This window comes from Pseudomonas sp. (assembly GCF_041601375.1).
GTDB lineage: Bacteria > Pseudomonadota > Gammaproteobacteria > Pseudomonadales > Pseudomonadaceae > Aquipseudomonas.
The window spans coordinates 1-16,005 of record NZ_JBFIIG010000098.1 but is presented as its reverse complement, the minus strand read 5'-3'; the positions used below and the strand labels follow the sequence as shown (position 1 = coordinate 16,005).

General features: G+C 64.8%; 11 protein-coding genes and 1 pseudogene. 6 read left to right on the top strand and 6 right to left on the bottom strand.

The annotated features are described in order from the left end of the window. The 3 genes and pseudogenes from ABZE94_RS13640 to ABZE94_RS13630 all read right to left on the bottom strand — a co-directional run. Positions 1-1,128 (bottom strand): annotated as a pseudogene (locus tag ABZE94_RS13640) (helix-turn-helix transcriptional regulator); the annotation flags it as partial. A 158-nt stretch (positions 1,129-1,286) separates the two neighbouring features. After that, a complete protein-coding gene (locus ABZE94_RS13635) occupies positions 1,287-2,657 on the bottom strand; it encodes a DUF1329 domain-containing protein (protein ID WP_372876054.1) in 1,371 nt (456 codons plus the stop codon). 28 nt (positions 2,658-2,685) lie between these two features. Further along, positions 2,686-4,452, bottom strand: coding sequence for a DUF1302 domain-containing protein (locus ABZE94_RS13630; RefSeq protein ID WP_372876053.1), 1,767 nt, complete (start codon positions 4,450-4,452; stop codon positions 2,686-2,688). A 300-nt stretch (positions 4,453-4,752) separates the two neighbouring features. Between ABZE94_RS13630 and ABZE94_RS13625 the strand changes: the two genes are divergently transcribed. After that, complete coding sequence (locus ABZE94_RS13625; protein WP_372876052.1) at positions 4,753-6,159, top strand: NAD(P)/FAD-dependent oxidoreductase; 1,407 nt, start codon at positions 4,753-4,755, stop codon at positions 6,157-6,159. Between the two features lie 214 nt (positions 6,160-6,373). Here ABZE94_RS13625 and sodC read toward each other — a convergent pair whose 3' ends face one another. Continuing rightward, the gene (sodC, locus tag ABZE94_RS13620; RefSeq protein WP_372876051.1) at positions 6,374-6,925 is read right to left on the bottom strand and encodes a superoxide dismutase [Cu-Zn] SodC; all 552 of its coding nucleotides are present in this window, start codon (positions 6,923-6,925) and stop codon (positions 6,374-6,376) included. A gap of 361 nt (positions 6,926-7,286) precedes the next feature. On the opposite strand from sodC, the gene gcvH reads away from it, so the two are divergent. From gcvH to gcvT, 5 genes are all read left to right on the top strand, one after another. Continuing rightward, a complete protein-coding gene (gene gcvH, locus ABZE94_RS13615; protein ID WP_372876050.1) occupies positions 7,287-7,670 on the top strand; it encodes a glycine cleavage system protein GcvH in 384 nt (127 codons plus the stop codon). A 9-nt stretch (positions 7,671-7,679) separates the two neighbouring features. Beyond that, positions 7,680-10,535 carry an aminomethyl-transferring glycine dehydrogenase gene (gene gcvP, locus ABZE94_RS13610; RefSeq protein WP_372876049.1) on the top strand — a complete coding sequence of 952 codons (2,856 nt, stop codon included), beginning with the start codon at positions 7,680-7,682 and terminating at the stop codon, positions 10,533-10,535. Positions 10,536-10,779: 244 nt separating this feature from the next. Beyond that, positions 10,780-12,033 carry a serine hydroxymethyltransferase gene (gene glyA, locus ABZE94_RS13605; RefSeq protein WP_372876048.1) on the top strand — a complete coding sequence of 418 codons (1,254 nt, stop codon included), beginning with the start codon at positions 10,780-10,782 and terminating at the stop codon, positions 12,031-12,033. 78 nt (positions 12,034-12,111) lie between these two features. Further along, positions 12,112-13,488: an L-serine ammonia-lyase gene (locus ABZE94_RS13600; RefSeq protein WP_372876047.1), complete on the top strand. Its 1,377-nt coding sequence runs from the start codon at positions 12,112-12,114 to the stop codon at positions 13,486-13,488. A 106-nt stretch (positions 13,489-13,594) separates the two neighbouring features. Further along, entirely contained in the window at positions 13,595-14,716 is a 1,122-nt protein-coding gene (gene gcvT, locus ABZE94_RS13595) for a glycine cleavage system aminomethyltransferase GcvT (RefSeq protein ID WP_372876046.1), read from the top strand. Between the two features lie 51 nt (positions 14,717-14,767). On the opposite strand, the gene ABZE94_RS13590 is transcribed toward gcvT, so the two are convergent. Next, positions 14,768-15,133, bottom strand: a complete 366-nt coding sequence (locus ABZE94_RS13590) for a glyoxalase superfamily protein (RefSeq protein WP_372876045.1) — start codon at positions 15,131-15,133, stop codon at positions 14,768-14,770. Between the two features lie 96 nt (positions 15,134-15,229). Next, the gene (locus ABZE94_RS13585) at positions 15,230-15,400 is read right to left on the bottom strand and encodes a hypothetical protein (protein ID WP_372876044.1); all 171 of its coding nucleotides are present in this window, start codon (positions 15,398-15,400) and stop codon (positions 15,230-15,232) included. Between the last annotated feature and the right edge of the window lie 605 nt (positions 15,401-16,005).

Below are 16,005 nucleotides of genomic sequence, written 5' to 3'. Positions count from 1 at the left end.
CGCCAGATCCTGGCCCTGGAGCAGGCGCTCTTCGGCGAAGCGTTCGAGAAAACTGGCCGCGACTTCCGGCTGCCCCCCCTTGAGCGCATGCTCCACCGCCTCGCGCACTTCGCCGCGGGCGGCGAACCACTGGCTGGCCTGAAGGTGCAGGCCGGTGCAAGGCGCGGCCTTGGTCCGCTGCTGCAGCAGATGAGCCAGCGGCGGGAAGAGCTCGAGCCAGTCCGCCGCCCCCTCCACTTCATTGATGAACAGGCCGCGTGCGCGCAACGCCTGCAGCCAGGCCGCGCCCTCGCCCACGCCCAGCAGGTGCTCGCAGAGTTCGTCGTTGAACCGCGGAATCTGTGCCAACTGGCAGAGTGCGTGGTTCAGCTCGGCGGGCAGGCCCTGCAGCACCTCATGCTCGATATAGTCGCGCAGCAGCGTGTTGTGTTCCTCACACAGCGGCGGCCCCGAGCCCTCGCGCTCGCCGTGGGCGGCCAGCAGGCGCAGGGCCGCCGGCCAGCCGCGAGTCAGGGCGAACAGGTTGTCCGCGCGGCTGGCGCCTAGCGTATCCACGTGCGCTAACCAGACAGCAATCTCGCCCGGGCTGAAGGCCAGCTCCGCGCCGCCCAGCTCGAACAACTCGCCCTCCAGCAGCAGACGCGGCAAGTTGCATAGCGGGCGCCGTCGGCTGCCTAGCCACCAGCAGAGGTTGGCCGGCGAAGCGCAGAGCAGACGATCGAGGCAGGCATCGAGTTCGCCATCGGGTTCGCGCGGATAGTCGTTGAGCATGATCCACAGCGCGCGGTGTTCCTGCTGCAGGGCAGTCAAGAGTTCGGCTTCGCTCAGGCTCGGCGGATAGTCCAGGGCGCTGGCCAGTATCCGGCAGAATGCCGCTGGCGAGGCCAGCTGGCCTGCGCAGTTGAGCCACAGCGGCGAGTATTCGGGCGGACATTCGCGGGCGCAGTCGGCGAGCAGCACCGTCTTGCCGAACCCTGCCGGGGCGACCAGCAAACGCAAGCGACAATCCTGGGCGAGCAAGCGGCGCTGCAGCTGCTCACGCTTGACATGCCCCGGCGGTTGCCGCGGCAGCAGGCTCTTGGTGCAGGACGACAATGCGATGGGCGGAGATGGCGCGTAGGCGGTCATGACGGCTCGTGTTGATTTTGTATGGGGAGCAGTGCTCAAGAGACTAGACCCGAACTCAGGGATGCAGTAGCTGTATCAGCATAGTTAATAGTTGACGATAAAAAAAAGGCGGCCCTAAGGCCGCCCAATTATGCAGGAGCGATGACTCTGCCGGCCTGTTACCGCACGCCGGAGCTGCGCAGGGCACCGGGGGTGTAATCGGCGGCACTGGCCTTGAAGCCGAAGGCGAAGGCGGATTTCTCCTCGTTCTTCATGCCCAGAGCCAGGTAACGGCCGGCGACGATGTCGTAGAGGGCTTCCAGGGTGTAAGCCGGCACCTGTTGGTGATAGTAATGCTGCGCGTGCCCCTCGGCGACGCGCCACAACTGGCCACGACCGTCATAGTGGTCGACCAGGGCCAGCTGCCAGCTGTCCTCGTCGAAGTACATGTGGCGTTTGGCGTAGATGTGGCGCTCGCCGGACTTCAGAGTGGCCTCCACCTCCCAGACCCGGTGCAGCTCGTAACGGGTCAGGTCCTGGTTGATGTGGCCGGCCTTGATCACGTCATCGTAGGACAGCTTGGGCGAATCCAGCTTGTAGCTGTTGTAGGGGATGTACATTTCCTTCTTGCCGACCAGTTTCCAGTCGTAACGATCCGGTGCGCCGGAGAACAGATCGAAGTTATCCGCGGTACGCATGCCATCGGCGGCGGTGCCCGGACCGTCATAGGCCACCTGCGGGGCGCGGCGCACGCGGCGCTGGCCGGCGTTGTAGATCCACGCCAGGCGCGGTTCCTTGACCTGGTCGATGGTCTCGTGGACCAGCAGGACGTTGCCGGCCAGGCGCGAAGGTGCGGTCACCCGCTGCTTGAAGTACAGCAGGATGTTGCTCGCCTTGGCCGGGTCGATATCGGGCATGTCGGAGGGGAAGGCGATTTCGTCCTCGAATTTGACAATGCTGTATGAGCCGTTGGTCTGCGGGGTCGCCTGGGTGATATAGCGCTTGAGGTTACCGCCGCGATAGCGGGTGATGTGGTTCCACACGACCTCGACCCCGGTCTTGGGAATCGGGAAGGCATAGTAGCGGCTGTCACTGAAGTTCTGCAGGCCGTTACCGCCGTCCACGGTGGTGGTATTCAGGGCACTGCGTTTCGCCGCGGCATAGATTTCATCGGGCAGTGCGGCGCTGCGGTGGGTCGGGTAGACCGGGATCTTGTAGCTGTCGGCATAGCGCTTGAACATCGCCATTTGCCCGGGAGACAACTTGTCCTGGTACTGCGCGGCATTGGCGGCGGTAATGGTGAACAACGGCTGCTCGCCGGCGAAGGGGTCGGCGAGGAAGCCCTTGTCGTCGACCGCGCCGGCGTTGGTCGGCAGGCCGCCGGTCCAGGCCGGGATGCTGCCATCGGCGTTGCCGGCCTTTTCCGCGCCTATCGGGGTCAGGGTAGTGCCCAGTTGCGCCGCCTCTTGTTCGGAGACGGCGGCCATCACACTGCTAGCCAGCAAGCTCAGGGCCAGCGCACCGGTTTGCAGGATTCTTGTAGTTTTCATCATGTACGGATCCTTTGCGCGTGGTTGATCAGAAGGTCGCACCGAAACTCAGGGCAACGAAGTCTCGGTCGGTGATGGTGTTGTAGTCGCCGCCGAAGAAATCGGTGTAGCTGAGACTGGCATTATAGGTGTTCTGGTAGTCGGCACTGAGGCCAAGACTGATGGCCTTGCTGCCTTCATTGAAGTTTGGCCCATAACCGTCGACGTCATGCGACCAGGCGACACTCGGGGTCAGGTTGATGCCGGCGATCACGTTGCTGTATTCGGCGCTGGCGCGCGCGCGGTAACCCCAGGAACTGCTGGTATAGAAGCCGTCGCCCTGGCACTCATCCGGGTTGGCGGCGTTGAATGCGCCACACACACCGGGCACGCTGAACTCGCCGGCGCCGAAGATCGGATCACGGCCGAAGCGCAGCTCGCTGGGATCGTCCTTGATGCCGCCAATGTGGTTGTAGCCGACCTCGCCGATCAGGGTCAGGCGGCTGGCGCCGAGCACCCGGTCGATGAACTGGATCGCGGTGACCTGGGCCTGGGTGAAGGGCTTGCGCTCGTAGCCGTGGATATCGCCGCTGGCGACGTTCTGCGCGTGACCGCTCTCGAATATCGGGTTGAACGGCAGGCCGAGGGCGGCGAAGGAGACATCGGTGGAGTTGATCTGCATCGGCATGTTCGGCCGGTAGCTGACTTCACCGGACAACGCGGTGCCGCCGACGTTGGTCTGGAAACTCAGGCCGTAGAGGCGGATGTCTTCCGGGTACTCGATGAAGTAGCGCGCGTTCGGCGCTCCCGGGATGAAACTGACGAAGTTCGGCGTGGTGGTGCGGATGCTGCTGAATACCGGGCCGCGGCTGTGATAGTTAAGCGCATAGAGGCCGAACTCGGTGTCGTTCAGCGCCTCGGCGAACCAGCGTAAGGCCAGGCCGTACTGGCCGCTGTCGCGGGCATCGCGATCGCCGGCGCGCGGAATGTAGGCGTTGTCGACGAAGGAGTTGGTCGACTCGCCCGGCGGCAGGTCCGGGCCGAACACGGTCAGGCGATCCTCGCAACCATCGCCGACCACATCGGTGGTGGAGAAGAAGGTACCGCAGTTGTCGATGACGGTCTGGTCCCACTCCAGCTGGTAGAAGGCCTCCATGCTCAGCGAGTCGCTCAGGCTCTGCGACAGGTAGAGCATGTTGACCGGGATCAGGCCTTCCTTGATCTCCGCACCGGGACGGCGGAAAGCGGCGACGTCGACCGGGTTGATCGAGTTGATCGAATTCTGGATGAAGGTGCTCTCGCCCCAGCTGACCACCTGCTTGCCGACCCGCACGCTGCCGGGCAGGTCACCGATGCTGTAGTTGTGGTAGATGAAGGCATCGAGAATCTGCGCGCCGGAGGCCTGCGCAGCCTCCTTGCGGTTGTGGTCGTCGATGTCGTAGAACAAGCGACTCTCGTCCTTGGTCTCGAAGTCGTACCAGTACTTGCCGCGGATGAACACACCGGTGTCGCCGTAGGTCAGCTGGAGGTCGTGGATGCCCTTGAAGATCTTCGAGAAGGTCTCGCCTTTCTTGAAGTTCAAGCGGCCGTCGTCCGAAGTCCGCGAGGAGGCTTTGCCGCCGCTGGCGGTGGAGATGAAATCCGGATCGGCGCCACGCACCGACCAACTGGCGCCGACCGACAACGCAGAATCAAACTGAGCTTCGAGCTCGCCAACATTAAAAGTAATCGCCTGGACCGGCGCGACACAGCCCAGAGCGACGGCAATTGCCAGCGCGCACGGCTGGAAGCTTGCATGCCTTGTTTTTGTTGTCATGCGGCTCTCCTGGAAAGCATGGTTTCGTGTTGAGCCCTCAAGTTACCCAGCAGCATCCCTGCGGATAAGCGCACGAAAGAGGGATTTGCCCTGTCAACCGAAAGAGTGAATGCCCGCCTGCCGCGTAGCTTACAAGCCGGCCCATGAGCCGGCTGGATGGCCTGCCATAGCGCCGCTGAATACCCGCCAAAAATGGCGCCGAACGTGCCGGGACAAGACGCCTTGCGTCGGCCGTTGAAAACGTAGGTAGTTTTCAACGGACTGCTAGGCTGGCAACGCACCCAACCAGGAATAACAACCATGTCGCCATACCCGCCCATCAACCTGTGGATGGATCAACTCGACCCGACGCTGACGCCGCGTCCAGCGCTGCAGGGCCGACTGGAGGTCGACGTGGCGATCATCGGCGCCGGCTACACCGGCTTGTGGACGGCTTACTACCTCAAGCGCCAGGCGCCCGACTTGCGCATCGCCGTGGTCGAGGCCGAGTACGCCGGCTTTGGCGCCTCCGGGCGCAACGGCGGCTGGTTGATGGGCAACCTGCTCGGCGAGGACCGCCTGCTCGGCGGCCTGCCCGCCGAACAGCGACGTGCCGCCTTCGACCTGCTGCACGGCATTCCCGACGCAGTGGCCGAGGTGTTGCAACGCGAAGGCATCGCCTGCGACTACCGCAAGGGCGGCGTGCTCTATTGCGCGGCGCGCTACCCGGAGCAGGAGCGCCGCCTGCGCGCCTGGCTCGACTCGCTGCATGGCGAAGGTCTCAGCGAAGCCGACTACCGCTGGCTGACGCCAGGCGAACTGAACCAACAGCTGCGCATCAACGGTTCGCTCGGTGCCATCCACAGCCCGCACTGCGCGACCCTCCAGCCGGCCAGGCTGGTGCGCGGCCTGGCCCAGGCGGTCGAACGCCTGGGCGCACAACTGTTCGAGCAAAGCCGCGTGACCCATTGGCAGCCGGGCCTGCTGCGCACCGCCCAGGGCGAGCTGCGCGCCGACTGGGTGGTGCCGGCGGTGGAAGGCTACGCCGCCGAGTTGCCGCTGCTGCGCCGCTATCAGTTGCCGGTGCAAAGCCTGTTGCTGGCCACGGAACCCCTGTCAGCCAGCCAGTGGGACGAGATCGGCCTCGATCGCGGCCAGGCCTTCAGTGAGTTCAGCCGCCAGGTCACCTATGGCCAGCGCAGCGCCGACGACCGCCTGGTGTTCGGCGCCCGTGGCGGTTACCGCTTCGCCGGCAAGCTGCGCCAGGACTTCAACCTGAATGCCGAGGAAATCGGCCTGCGCCGCTACCTGTTCGGCGAGCTGTTCCCGCAATTGCGCAACGTCGAGATCAGCCATGGCTGGGGCGGCAACCTCGGCATGGCGCGGCGCTTCCAGCCGCACATGCTGCTCGACCGCAGCAACCGCATCGCCCTCTCCGGCGGCTACGGCGGTGAAGGAGTCGGCGCCAGCAACCTCGGCGGGCGCACCCTGGCCGACCTGATCCTCGGCCGCAGCAGCCAGCTGACCCGGCAACCCTGGGTGCTCGGCGAACGCCCCCTGTCGGCCCTCAAGGCCTGGGAGCCGGAGCCCTGCCGCTGGCTCGGCTACACCGCCATCATGCGCAGCTTCGCCGCCGAAGACCGGGTGCTCGCCAACCCGCACAGCCCACCCTGGCGCCGCGCCCTGGCCGGTAGGCTGGCGGACTTCATGGAAGGGTTGATGCGCTGAGAGGGTGATTGCAAATCACTGCGCCCGGCCATGCTGCGTTGAAACCTGGCGAAGCGGAGGAACGGCCGAAGGCTGGCCCACAGGGCGAGCATAGCGAGTCAATCAACCTCGAATGCGGGGTCATTTTTAAGGTTCTGTAGGGTGGGCCATCAACACATAACGGACGCCCCTCTCTTTATCGAGAGAGGGCAACGTAGGTCGTTTCAACGGCCTGCTAGACCGGACCGGGACTGACCGGCAGCTTGATCACCCCGCAGGCGAAACGTGCCCCGCCGCCGCCCAGGGGCTGGGGATGGTCGGCGTGATTATCCGCACCGGCGTGCACCATCAACGCACGGTTGTGCAGGTCTTCCAGGCTCTTCAGGCGTGGCGCCAGCACCGGCTGGCTGGCGCTGCCGTCGGCGGCCACATAGAGCACCGGCAGATCGCCGCGGTGCGCATTGTCCTCCCAGGGGAAACCGTGCCGGCCGGCATTGTCCGGGTCCCAGTGACCACCGGCGGCACCGGCCGGCGTCAGCTTGCCGTCCACCTCCACGGCATTGCAGTTACCGAACACATGCACGTGAAAACCATGCAGGCCTGGCTCCAGTCCGGAGAGATTGGGGGTAAACACCAGGCCGTAGCGGGACTCGCTGATGCTGATGCTGCCGAGCCACGGGCCGCTGCCGGACTCGCCGGTCCTGGCCATGTCGACGCTGACCGTCTCGGCCGCCTGCAGGCCAGCGGCGACGAACAATGAGAAGCTGAGGGCGATGCAAGGGCGCATGGGGCTGACTCCTGGGTTATCAAGCTGTCGTGCAACGGAAAATCGAGGGACTGCTGCGGGCTCATGATAGTCCATGTATTCAAATCGATACGTCGTATTGATTTGAATACATGCCCCGGAAGCCCCCGGCACCACTAAAGCGACACCGATTTTCCCGAGAACGACACGACCATCTGTATCGACTTCGCTACAACCGAGTTATCGGCGCACCACGAAAAATACATAACACCTTGTTTTAATTGTATTTTTTAGTATTGGCACTCGCATTGCTTAGGAAGCAATCACCCTTCGCTCGCCGCCTGCCGCGAGCGCATTACAATGGCCCGCCGCCAAGAAGCGGGCGCCCCCTTGAGGAATCCCCATGAGCGAGTTGCGTTTTACCGTCGAACACGAATGGCTGCGTCAGGACGCCGATGGCCTGGTCACCGTGGGCATCACCGCTTATGCCCAGGAAGCCCTGGGTGATGTGGTGTTCGTGCAACTGCCAGACTTGCAGAGCTACGCCGAAGGCGCAGAAGTCGCGGTACTGGAGTCGGTAAAAGCGGCCAGCAATATCTCCATGCCGCTGGATGGCGAAGTGATCGAAATCAACGCCGAGCTCGAAGCCAGCCCGGAACTGGTCAACGAAGACCCGCTGGGCAAGGGCTGGTTCTTCCGCTTCCGTCCGGCCAATGCCAGTGCCGTCGCCGACCTGCTCGACCAGGCCGCCTATGAGAGCCTGCTCAACGCCAACGCCGACGCCTGAGGGATCGACATGACCGACCTGACCACCCAGAACGAATTCGTCGCCCGGCATATCGGCCCGGGCGAGGCCGACACCTTGGCCATGCTCGGCACCCTCGGCTTCGACTCCCTCGACGCCCTGACCGCCAGCGTGATCCCCGAGAGCATCAAGGGCACCAGCGTCCTCGGCCAGGCCCCGGGCCTGAGCGAAGCCGATGCGCTGGCCAAGATCAAAACCATCGCTGGCAAGAATCAGCAGTTCAAGACCTATATCGGCCAGGGTTATCACGGCACCCATACGCCGAGCCCGATCCTGCGCAACCTCCTGGAAAACCCGGCCTGGTACACCGCCTACACGCCCTACCAGCCGGAAATTTCCCAGGGCCGCCTGGAAGCGCTGCTGAATTTTCAGACCCTGGTCATCGACCTCACCGGCCTGTCGATCGCCAACGCCTCGCTGCTCGATGAAGCCACAGCCGCCGCCGAAGCCATGACCTTCTGCAAGCGCCTGTCGAAGAACAAGGCCAGCAACGCCTTCTTCGCCTCGCAGCACTGCCACCCGCAAACCCTCGACGTGCTACGCACCCGTGCCGAACCGCTGGGCATCGAGGTAGTGGTCGGCGACGAGAGCACCATCACCGATGCCAGCGCCTACTTCGGCGCGCTGCTGCAATACCCGGCGAGCAATGGCGATATCTTCGACTACCGCGCGCTGGTCGAGCGCTTCCATGCCGTGGGCGCCCTGGTCGCGGTAGCCGCCGACCTGCTGGCCCTGACCCTGCTCACCCCGCCGGGCGAATTCGGCGCCGACGTGGCCCTGGGCAGCGCCCAGCGTTTCGGCGTACCCCTGGGTTTCGGCGGCCCGCACGCCGCCTACTTCGCCACCCGCGATGCGTTCAAGCGCGACATGCCGGGCCGCCTGGTCGGCATGTCGGTCGACCGTTTCGGCAAGCCGGCCCTGCGCCTGGCCATGCAGACCCGCGAGCAGCACATCCGCCGCGAGAAGGCCACCAGCAACATCTGCACCGCCCAGGTGCTGCTGGCCAATATCGCCAGCATGTATGCCGTCTACCACGGCCCTAAAGGCCTGACCCAGATCGCCCAGCGCACCCATCAGCTGACCGCGATCCTCGCCCAGGGCCTGGCCAAACTCGGCCTGACCGTGGAGCAAGCGAACTTCTTCGACACCCTGAGCGTCGCCAGCGGCGAGCGCACCGCGCAACTGCACCAGCAGGCGCGTGCGATGGGCATCAATCTGCGCGAGATCGACGGCGAACGCCTGGGTCTATCCCTGGACGAAACCACCGACCAGGCCGCCGTCGAGCGCCTGTGGGAGGTCTTTGCCGAGCCCGGCAACAGCCTGCCGGACTTCGCCGAGCTGGCCGCCAGCGTCGCCTCGCGCCTGCCGCAAGGCCTGCTGCGTCAGTCGGCAATCCTGCAGCACGAAGTGTTCAACCGTTACCACTCGGAAACCGAGCTGATGCGCTACCTGCGCAAGCTCGCCGACAAAGACCTGGCCCTGGACCGCAGCATGATCCCGCTGGGTTCCTGCACCATGAAGCTCAACGCCGCCAGCGAAATGATCCCGGTGACCTGGGGCGAGTTCGGCAACCTGCACCCCTTCGCCCCGGCCGAGCAAAGCCAGGGCTATCAGCAGCTGACCGACGAACTGGAAGCCATGCTCTGCGCCGCCACCGGCTACGACGGCATCTCCCTGCAGCCGAACGCCGGCTCCCAGGGCGAATACGCCGGCCTGCTGGCGATCCGTGCCTACCACCAGAGCCGCGGCGACGATCAGCGCGACATCTGCCTGATCCCGCAATCGGCCCATGGCACCAACCCGGCGACCGCCAGCATGGCCGGTATGCGCGTGGTGGTGACCGCCTGCGACAGCCGCGGCAACGTCGACATCGCCGACCTCAAGGCCAAGGCCGAAGAGCACAAGGAGCGCCTGGCCGCGCTGATGATCACCTACCCCTCGACCCACGGCGTGTTCGAGGAGGGCATCCGCGAGATCGCCCAGATCGTCCACGACAACGGCGGCCAGGTGTATATCGATGGCGCCAACATGAACGCCATGGTCGGCCTCTGCGCGCCAGGCAAGTTCGGCGGCGACGTCTCGCACCTGAACCTGCACAAGACCTTCTGCATTCCCCACGGCGGCGGCGGCCCTGGCGTCGGCCCGATCGGGGTCAAGGCGCACCTGATTCCGTTCCTGCCCGGCCACGCCAACATGGCACGCAAGACCGGTGCGGTCAGCGCCGCGCCGTTCGGCAGCGCCAGCATCCTGCCGATCACCTGGATGTACATCTGCATGATGGGCGGCGAAGGCCTCAAGCGTGCCTCGCAGATGGCCATTCTCAACGCCAACTACATCGCCCGGCGCCTGGAAGAGCACTACCCGGTGCTCTACAGCGGTGAAGGCGGCCTGGTCGCCCACGAGTGCATCCTGGATATCCGCCCGCTCAAGGACAGCTCCGGCATCAGCGTCGACGACGTGGCCAAGCGCCTGATCGACTTCGGCTTCCATGCCCCGACCATGTCCTTCCCGGTCGCCGGCACCCTGATGATCGAGCCCACCGAAAGCGAATCCAAGGAAGAACTGGATCGCTTCTGCGACGCCATGATCGCCATCCGCAATGAAATCCGCGCGGTGGAAACCGGCGCCCTGGACGCCAACGACAACCCGCTGAAGAACGCACCGCACACCGCCCTGGAATTGGTCGGTGAATGGAGCCACAGCTACAGCCGCGAGCAGGCGGTCTACCCGCTCGCCAGCCTGATCGATGGCAAGTACTGGCCACCGGTCGGGCGGGTCGACAACGTGTTCGGCGACCGCAACCTGGTCTGCGCCTGCCCGTCGATCGAGGCCTACCAGGACGCCTGAGGCTGAGCTGGAGCCTACAAACGTAGGATGGGTCGGGCCGCGTAGGTTAGCGGTGCGGGACAGCTCTCGCATCGCTGACACCTCTCTCCGCGCACCGCGTAACCCATCAAGGCTCAGCGCGGCTTACGCAATGATGGGTATCGCTTCGCCCACCCTACGTTTTGTTTACCCAATAATTTCGACTCACCCCTCTCTGGGGCGGGCCGGTTGCACCCGACAAGAACAACAACCGAGGATCCTCAGCATGTTCAGCAAGCACGACCAACTGCAAGGCTACGACGACGCCCTGCTCACCGCGATCAACGCCGAAGAGCAGCGCCAGGAAGATCACATCGAGTTGATCGCCTCGGAAAACTACGCAAGCAAGCGGGTCATGCAGGCCCAGGGCAGCGGCCTGACCAACAAGTACGCCGAAGGCTACCCGGGCAAGCGCTACTACGGCGGCTGCGAGCATGTCGATGTGGTCGAGCAGTTGGCCATCGAGCGCGCCAAGCAGCTGTTCGGCGCTGACTACGCCAACGTCCAGCCGCACTCCGGTTCCTCGGCCAACAGCGCCGTGTACCTGGCGCTGCTCAACGCCGGCGACACAATCCTCGGCATGAGCCTGGCCCACGGCGGCCACCTGACCCACGGTGCCAAGGTGTCGTCCTCCGGCAAGCTGTACAACGCGGTGCAGTACGGCATCGACGCCAACGGCCTGATCGATTACGCCGAAGTCGAGCGCCTGGCCGTCGAGCATAAGCCAAAGATGATAGTCGCCGGTTTCTCTGCCTATTCGCGCACCCTCGACTTCGCCCGCTTCCGCGAGATTGCCGACAAAATCGGCGCCCTGCTGTTCGTCGACATGGCCCACGTTGCCGGCCTGGTCGCCGCCGGCCTGTACCCCAACCCGATTCCGTTCGCCGACGTGGTCACCAGCACCACCCACAAGACCCTGCGCGGTCCGCGCGGTGGCCTGATCCTGGCCCGTGCCAACCCGGAAATCGAGAAGAAGCTCAACTCCGCGGTGTTCCCCGGCGCCCAGGGCGGCCCGCTGATGCACGTGATCGCCGCCAAGGCGGTATGCTTCAAGGAAGCCCTGGAGCCGGCCTTCGTCGCCTACCAGCAGCAGGTGATCGACAACGCCCGGGCGATGGCCGAGGTGTTCGTCGGCCGCGGCTATGAGGTGGTCTCCGGCGGCACCGACAACCATCTGATGCTGCTCAGCCTGGTCAAGCAGGGCCTGACCGGCAAGGCTGCCGACGCGGCCCTGGGCGCGGCGCATATCACGGTGAACAAGAACGCCGTGCCGAATGACCCGCAGTCGCCGTTCGTGACCTCCGGCATCCGCATCGGCACCCCGGCGGTGACCAGTCGCGGCTTCAAGGAAGGCGAGTGCCAGGAACTGGCCGGCTGGATCTGCGACATTCTGGGCGACATCGATGACACCCAGGTAAGCGAGCGAGTTCGTGGACAGGTCGCCGACCTTTGCGCGACTTTCCCGGTCTACTCTGCATAAGTAATGCACTGGCGTAGGAACGGGGGCGGACGCCCCCGCTCCTACGCCAAAATGGCTGACCAGCCGATGGAGTCAAGCATGTCACTCAGCGTTTTCGATCTATTCAAAATCGGCATCGGCCCGTCCAGCTCGCACACGGTCGGGCCGATGCGCGCCGCCGCACGTTTCGCCGAAGGCTTGCGCCGCGATGACCTGCTGGCGAGCACCGCGTCAGTAAGAGTGGAGCTGTACGGCTCTCTCGGCGCCACCGGCAAGGGCCACGGCAGCGACAAGGCGGTGATTCTCGGCCTCGAGGGCGAGCAGCCGGACAGCGTCGACATCGACAGCATCCCCGCACGCCTGGCGACCCTACGCGAAACCGGTGAACTGCAATTGCTCGGCGAAAAACCGATCCGCTTCGTCGAGAAAGAACACCTGGCGATGATCCGCAAACCGCTGGAGTTCCACCCCAACGGCATGATCTTCCGCGCCTTCGACGCCGCCGGCCTGCAGATCCGTGCGCGCGAGTACTACTCGGTGGGCGGCGGTTTTGTGGTCGATGACGATGCCGCTGGCGCCGACCGCATTGTCGAGGATCAGACCCAACTGACCTACCCCTTCACCACCGCCAAGCAATTGCTCGCCCACTGCGCCGAGCACAACCTGTCGATCAGCCAGGTGATGCTGGCCAACGAAGCCGCCTGGCGGCCGGAGGCGGAAACCCGCGCCGGCCTGCTGAAGATCTGGCAGGTGATGCAGGACTGCGTCGAAGCCGGCTGCCGCAACGAGGGCATCATGCCCGGCGGACTCAAGGTCAGGCGCCGCGCCGCCGCCCTGCACCGCCAGCTGTGCCAGCACCCGGAAGCCGCCCTGCGCGACTCACTGAGCGTGCTCGACTGGGTCAACCTCTACGCCCTGGCGGTGAACGAGGAAAACGCCAGCGGCGGCCGCGTGGTGACCGCCCCGACCAACGGCGCGGCCGGCATAGTGCCGGCGGTGCTGCACTACTACATGCGCTTCATTCCCGGCGCCAACGAAGACGGCGTGGTGCGCTTCCTGCTCACCGCCGCCGCCATCGGCATTCTCTACAAGGAAAACGCCTCGATCTCCGGCGCCGAAGTCGGCTGCCAGGGCGAAGTCGGCGTGGCCTGCTCGATGGCCGCCGGCGCCTTGTGCGAAGTGCTCGGCGGCAGCGTCAACCAGGTGGAGAATGCCGCCGAGATCGGCATGGAACACAACCTCGGCCTGACCTGCGACCCGATCGGCGGCCTGGTCCAGGTACCCTGCATCGAACGCAACGCCATGGGCTCGGTCAAGGCGATCAACGCCGCGCGCATGGCCCTGCGCGGCGACGGCCAGCATTTCGTCTCGCTCGACAAGGTGATCCGCACCATGCGCCAGACCGGCGCCGACATGAAGAGCAAATACAAGGAAACCTCGCGCGGCGGCCTGGCGGTAAATATCATCGAATGCTGATTCGTAGGGTGCGCGGGGCGCCTAGGCTGTGCGCACCGTCGATCCCTCCCGACATACGTATTGATCACGACCCGGTGCGCACGGCGCACCCTACCGGAGAGATTGCATGACCACTGAAACCCTGGCGAAAACCCCGCTACACGCCCTGCACCTGGAGCTCGGCGCGCGCATGGTGCCCTTCGCCGGCTACGACATGCCGGTGCAATACCCGCTCGGCGTGATGAAAGAACACCTGCACACCCGCGAAGCCGCCGGCCTGTTCGACGTCTCGCACATGGGCCAGATCATCCTGCGCGGTCCGCAGGCGGCAACAGCTCTGGAACGCCTGGTGCCGGTCGACATCATCGACCTGCCCGTGGGCATGCAGCGTTACGCCATGTTCACCGATGACCAGGGCGGCATTCTCGACGACCTGATGGTCGCCAACCTGGGCGACGAAACCCTGTTCCTGGTGGTCAACGCCGCCTGCAAGCACCAGGACCTGATGCACCTGCAACTGCAGATCGCCAGCCAGTGCCAGATCGAACCCTGCTTCGACCGCGCCCTGCTCGCCCTGCAGGGCCCGAAAGCCGTCGAGGTGCTGGCGCGCCTGGCGCCGGAAGTAACGAAGATGACCTTCATGCAGTTCGCCCGCGTGCGCCTGCTCGGCGTCGACTGCTTCGTCAGCCGTTCCGGTTACACCGGCGAAGACGGCTTCGAAATCTCGGTGCCGGCCGACCACGCCGAAACCCTGGCACGCAGCCTGCTGGCCGAACCGGAAGTCGCGGCCATCGGCCTGGGGGCGCGCGACTCACTGCGCCTGGAAGCCGGCCTGTGCCTGTACGGCCACGACATGAGCACCAGCACCACGCCGATCGAGGCCAGCCTGCTCTGGGCCATTTCCAAGGCTCGCCGCGCCGACGGCGCACGGGCCGGCGGCTTCCCCGGCGCCGAACGGATCTTCGCCCAGCAGCAACAGGGCGTCGCCAGCAAGCGCGTCGGTCTGCTGCCGCAGGAACGCGTGCCGGTGCGCGAAGGCGCGGAAATCGTCGATGCCGATGGCAACCTGATCGGCAGCGTCTGCAGCGGCGGCTTCGGCCCTACCCTGGGCGCACCGGTCGCCATGGGTTATGTGCAAAGCAGCCACACGGCCATCGACACCCCGGTCTGGGCCATGGTGCGCGGCAAGCGCGTGGCCATGAAAGTCGCCAAGACCCCGTTCGTGCCGCAGCGCTACTACCGCGGCTGACGATTGCCTGACTGCGCCGGCCGCCCGGCTGGCGCAGCGCTATTCGCGCGGTTATGCCGCGCGAATGTCAGTAAAGATCAGTCGATTGCCGAAAGGGTCGGTCACCGGCATGTCCCGCCCCCAGGGCTGAGTCACGATAGCCGGCCGCGCATGGGCGTATGCCCGGCCCGTCAGCTCGGCGTGCAAGGCATCCAGATCATCGACACCGATGCGCAGCGCCGCACCGGGGCAGCAATCGCCGTGGTGCTCTGACAGGTGCAGCACGCAGCCAGCCCTGGCCACTTGCACATACAGCGGCGAGCCCGCCTCGAAGCGATGCGCCCAGTCTTCGCTGAACCCCAGAAAATCGCAGTAGAACGCCCGCGCCTTGGCTTCATCGAAGCTGCGCAGGATGGGAATCGGAGCCGCCAGCTGCATAAATCTCTCTCCCTGAATTATGTGCACGGCACTCTATTTCAGCTTCGCCCTCCCTGTCATCCTGGGCAACGGCTGGCTGACCGATTTGCCCACTGCTCAGCTGGGCAGCAGGCAACTGCGCTTGTTGCTGAATACCTCGCGGTCGATATCGCGCACATCCAGCGATACGGCATTGACGCTGGGCAGGCGCTCGACCAGACGCAGTAATTCGGCCGGGGCAATCAGCTGCGTCAGGCTTTGCGAGCCTTCGATCAGGCAGTGCGGCATAGGCGTCTCCAGCAGAAGGGATGGTCCGGTGCGGGGTCATCCGGATAAATGTCATACGTTATCGCACAACTAAATCAACAGCGACAACCTTTCTGACAGCGCGAGCCAGCCGCCACCGGCCTCTGCTGCGCCCTTCCACAGCGCCGCCGGCAACCGCGAGCGCGCCCTTTCGCCTGGAAATACCCCTATAAATCAAGCACTACACGCTTAAATCGGTGCGCACCGGCACTTGATGGCGTTTTTCTTATTGAACTTTCGTCTAGGGACGCGTTGACAAAGCCGGCGAAGGCTGACGATAATCCAGCCAATGTTGTACGACAACATATGACTGATCATAAAAACAAAAACCAAGGCCCTACCATGACGACTGTTGCTCTCGCCGCATCGGCTCGCTTCTCGCCCCTCCCTGCCAGCCCCGTTTCGCTGCGCGCCAGCGGAACGCCCCAGCGACACCCGTACACACTCACCGAATTCGCCGACGGCTAAGCCCGACGCAGAGGTGTGTCCACAGGACACACCTATTGCCCTGCACAGGGCAACTCACACGCCCCCTTCGCACGACGTTGGCTTCTCAAGGCCGGCAAGGGAGCGGCTTGTTCAAAAAT

Excerpts from the sequence above, each read along its gene's own strand:
- ABZE94_RS13635 (WP_372876054.1), bottom strand. The coding sequence starts at position 2,657 with ATGAAAACTACAAGAATCCTGCAAACCGGTGCGCTGGCCCTGAGCTTG.
- gcvT (WP_372876046.1), top strand. The coding sequence starts at position 13,595 with ATGACCACTGAAACCCTGGCGAAAACCCCGCTACACGCCCTGCACCTG.
- ABZE94_RS13590 (WP_372876045.1), bottom strand. The coding sequence starts at position 15,133 with ATGCAGCTGGCGGCTCCGATTCCCATCCTGCGCAGCTTCGATGAAGCC.
- gcvH (WP_372876050.1), top strand. The coding sequence starts at position 7,287 with ATGAGCGAGTTGCGTTTTACCGTCGAACACGAATGGCTGCGTCAGGAC.
- glyA (WP_372876048.1), top strand. The coding sequence starts at position 10,780 with ATGTTCAGCAAGCACGACCAACTGCAAGGCTACGACGACGCCCTGCTC.
- ABZE94_RS13625 (WP_372876052.1), top strand. The coding sequence starts at position 4,753 with ATGTCGCCATACCCGCCCATCAACCTGTGGATGGATCAACTCGACCCG.
- ABZE94_RS13585 (WP_372876044.1), bottom strand. The coding sequence starts at position 15,400 with ATGCCGCACTGCCTGATCGAAGGCTCGCAAAGCCTGACGCAGCTGATT.
- ABZE94_RS13630 (WP_372876053.1), bottom strand. The coding sequence starts at position 4,452 with ATGACAACAAAAACAAGGCATGCAAGCTTCCAGCCGTGCGCGCTGGCA.
- ABZE94_RS13600 (WP_372876047.1), top strand. The coding sequence starts at position 12,112 with ATGTCACTCAGCGTTTTCGATCTATTCAAAATCGGCATCGGCCCGTCC.
- sodC (WP_372876051.1), bottom strand. The coding sequence starts at position 6,925 with ATGCGCCCTTGCATCGCCCTCAGCTTCTCATTGTTCGTCGCCGCTGGC.
- gcvP (WP_372876049.1), top strand. The coding sequence starts at position 7,680 with ATGACCGACCTGACCACCCAGAACGAATTCGTCGCCCGGCATATCGGC.